Here is a 3,950-nt window from a genome sequence, read left to right on the forward strand (position 1 = left end):
TGGCAACTATTAATTATTGCCATCTTTTTTTGATATAGATCTATGTAATCAGGTTATTTTAATATGTGAGCCTTATTTTATTTAATTAAATATAAATAATTGATATTAGTTTTATTCAACGTATACGGTGATTTTAATTGATTAAAATATTTTAATTACTGAACCACTACCGTTGTTAAATTCAGCTTCATTAATATTTTAAGGAAAAAATTATAAACGCCACTTAATAACTATTATGGAATCTCAGATGTAGAGCACACGGCTCAAAACTTGGAGATTTTAAAATGTCACATTTCACAGTTGCAGTAGTTACCACCCCTGATGGTGATGTTGTAGATGCCCTAGAACCATTTTACGAATTTGAATGCTCAGGCATTAAAAACAAATATTGCATTTCAGAATCATCATTGGACGAAATTAAAGACCAATACGAATCGACAGAAATCACTTTGATGAAAAACTCAAAGCCTATCATAGATGATGGTGAAGAACGCTATGCGTTTCTTGACGACCCTCGTTTCGTGCGTGATGCAACAGACTTAGAGCTTTATGCCATCAAAAACAACAAAGGTGATATTTTTGCTGACTTCCCGAACGGCGGTAAGCATTTATCAGTGGTACAGGTCAAAAACGATGATGGTACGTACTCAAGTCGCATTCGTGATTTAGGCATGTTCATTCAATGGCATCAAAAAGATGTGCCATGTACTGAAGTGTTTGAGCTTCAACAGTTCATTAACTGGTATAACGAAAAAGTTACGCCGACTGTTTTGACAGGTGAAAAACCTGATGAAAGTTGGACAGAATGGATAGAGCTTGATGCTGACGGTAAAGTGGTCGATTACTTCACCACCACCAACCCGAATCCGAAATACGATTGGTATGAAATCGGAGGACGTTGGAAAAACATGCTGTTGCGTCTTGATGGACGAAAAGTGGATAGCTGCCCGATTGGTGAGCTAGATTTTGAAACCGAAATCAACCGCTTAAAAACCGAAGCTAACCGTGTTTATGACTATTTTGAGAAGTGTATCGGTGATGCTTCACGTACTTGGCGGTCATGGGCTGATGTTTGGTCTGATGAATCAATCGAATCAGTGAACGATAAGCGTAATTTCTATCATAACCAAGATGCAATCTTATTAATGAAAGCCAGTGATACGGATAACCTGTTTGGCATATTCGGACATGAATTTGATGAATTTTTGGTGAGCCGTGAAGAATTCCTAGCTAAAAAATCAGCAAACCCATTCGGTACATACTGTTTCTTAGATGCGACCAGTGGTGATGAAATAGGCGACTGGACAGGTTCAGAGTGTGGCATGTTTGGACTGGATATTCGCAAGGAAGAAGATTGGGAAAACAAAAACCAAGCCTTGCTCAAGAGCTTTCCAAGCGACTATATAATCACGATTGTTGATTGCCATATCTAAAACCCAAACAGGGATAAGCGTAAAACCTTATCCCTTTTCTTTTGGGTATTTTTTAAAATGCATTCGATGTTTTTTTAATTGATTAAAAAGGTTTTGAATTTTTAAATTTTAAGAAAAATTAAACAGCTATTGCGCTTTGTATAATGAATATAGATTTAATCACTATCCTAAAGGGCTTTTAATATGTGGAATACATTAGTTTTAATTCGTAAAACCGCAACGTCAAAAGAAATAAAAGACAAAGCTGATATGTATTTAAGCCAGTTAAATACTGCAACCATTTCAGCATCTCTTAAAGCTGAAATACTCTCTTTTATCGAATCTGTTTTAAACGATTAATCAACTTAGGCTCAACGCCTACAACTTGGAGAAACCCCATGAATTACTACAACACATTCACCATTCCATGCAATTTTAAAGTACAGCACATTGAAGATGGTCAATTTGTCGTGTTTTTTGCTGATGGCACTCAGTTAAGTTACCAGATTGAAAACACCAGTAAGGTTAAATGGATTGAACCTGAAGCATTCAGTTTAGAGCAAGTACGCCTAAGCTCAAAAGAGCCAATCAATGCCGATGATATTGACATCATTAAGTATGCTTCATACCGCTTAATTGCTGACACGCCATTGATTGATGATGATGGTAGCAATCCTGAACCTGATTGCCTTTACTGCAAAAAATCTAGTGACACTCTTAACAGCCTCATACTTCAAGTCACTGAAGCACATACCCTCTCATGTTGGCTACTGACATCAAACGGCGTTCATATCCTAGATATTAATGAATTGACTGAAGCTTAATAACAACAACCAGTGAAGCATGTCTATTGCTTCACTGGTTGGCAGTTGAAAACCGCATTCGATGTTTTTTAATTGATTAAAAAAAGGTTTAGAAATTTGGTTGTGGCCAGCGCTAGATCTGGCGCACCAGGATCAATGCTTATTTGTATGGTACCTTAATTGCTTCCATCATTTTAATAGCATCCTCATTACTATTTTTAGCTGCTATCTGTTAAAAGTCGCAGCAAGGACCAGTAAAACAATAATAAAAATAAATAATTTTAAAAAAGTTTTTGGTTTAGGTTCTATCTTAAAATAAACATATTGAAGCAGAAAGCTTAAAACTTGGAGTTGAAATGGTTACTATTAATGAATTACTTAGCAAAAACCTTGATCGCAAATATGGTCCAATTGAAGCGCATGAAGTTATAGAACTTGTTCGTGTAACTCGTGCGCCAGAATCAATAAATAACCCTTCAATGCCATCAGTTAGAATTTCTACTGCAGATCTGCACCATATGGTTGAACAAGCTAAAAAGTTCAATTTGTGGGAAGAATGGTCCACCAAGGTTTTAGCAACTGAGTTGCCATACAACCCTTATCTTAAGCCAGTGTTTACAGGTCATAGTTTCCCACGTTCTAGCATGTCTACTGACAACTACGAAGCATTAGTACGCTCTACGTTAGTGCCGGTGCTACTACCTGAAGATAAAAAGTCTTTTATCAACCTGAATGACAAAGTTATGTCATTTAACAACCTCATGTTTGATATGCCCGATGCGATGGTGAACCATCTCATGACTGGTAAAAAACTTTGGCTATATGCAAAAAATGGGCAAGTGGTCTGGTATACCCGTGCTGAGTATGAGGCGCAAACCAAGTGGAACCAGGCTGAACAGGATGCTAAGAAAAAAATTACTGCATTGTTTGAATTATTCAATGCGCTGCAACAAGCTAAACCGATCTTTGATGCTATCGATCAGAAGAAAAACTTCAGTGCTTTACCGTTCAAATGGTTCACTGGTGTAAAAATTGTAATGTCAGGCTTGTCAGCTGGATCATGGGGCGATGGTGAAAAATCAAATACAGTGACTCACTTGGTTTTTGATGAAGACTACTCAGGATCTAAATTGGTTCGTGAGAAAAACCAGTACTTGTGCTCAGCTGGAGGCTTATTCCCTGCAGATGAAGCAAAGAAAGAATTCAAAATGAAAGTAGGTGAAGTTACCGTGGACACGGTACCGCACCTTGTTACATGTAAAGTGTGCCTAAAACGTATTTTTACGCAACTTGCATTAACTCAATCTAATTAATCAAATTTATAGGGTGTTCATCATGAATAACAAAACAATTGCCAAAAAAATGATTAACCAAGTTAAATCGGTTATCACTGACCCTCAAGCAAAAAGCTTGTTGGCTGCTTATCACGTAGAGACGTCATTTACCCACTTCTACGAAACACACAGCCACATTTACTTGGTTGGTAAAGACATTACTGCAGTCATGGCCAAACATTTTCCATACTTCACGTTTAAGACTCGTGATAACAAGAAAGCCCGTCACGGTATTGGCGATGGCTCAATGTCTGATTGCTTAAACAAGCTGCGCCGTGTGTATCGCTTAGAAATCAAAAAACCGATTAGCGAGAAGTTTATCGCTGAAGCTGGTGCACCGACTTTCACAAAAAGCCAATCTGTAAGTCCTGTTGCTTATTTGATTGATGAAGTTGTGCAAC

Annotated in this window: 5 protein-coding genes; all 5 read left to right on the forward strand. The window is 37.4% G+C overall.

Annotated elements, in window-relative coordinates; translation table 11 throughout:
- Positions 1-284 precede the first annotated feature (284 nt).
- Positions 285-1,433 (forward strand): hypothetical protein, encoded by a 1,149-nt coding sequence (locus C9E89_RS21700; RefSeq protein ID WP_058952573.1) that lies wholly within the window; start codon positions 285-287, stop codon positions 1,431-1,433.
- A 183-nt stretch (positions 1,434-1,616) separates the two neighbouring features.
- A complete protein-coding gene (locus tag C9E89_RS21705) occupies positions 1,617-1,772 on the forward strand; it encodes a hypothetical protein (RefSeq protein ID WP_005006030.1) in 156 nt (51 codons plus the stop codon).
- Positions 1,773-1,810: 38 nt separating this feature from the next.
- The gene (locus C9E89_RS21710; protein WP_033917496.1) at positions 1,811-2,236 is read left to right on the forward strand and encodes a hypothetical protein; all 426 of its coding nucleotides are present in this window, start codon (positions 1,811-1,813) and stop codon (positions 2,234-2,236) included.
- Positions 2,237-2,571: 335 nt separating this feature from the next.
- On the forward strand, positions 2,572-3,528 hold the full coding sequence (locus tag C9E89_RS23980) for a hypothetical protein (RefSeq protein ID WP_227504909.1): 957 nt from the start codon (positions 2,572-2,574) through the stop codon (positions 3,526-3,528).
- Between the two features lie 22 nt (positions 3,529-3,550).
- The coding region (locus C9E89_RS21720) for a hypothetical protein (protein ID WP_107010196.1) at positions 3,551-3,950 on the forward strand (400 nt) is incomplete at its 3' end.

This window comes from Acinetobacter sichuanensis (assembly GCF_003024515.2).
GTDB lineage: Bacteria > Pseudomonadota > Gammaproteobacteria > Pseudomonadales > Moraxellaceae > Acinetobacter > Acinetobacter sichuanensis.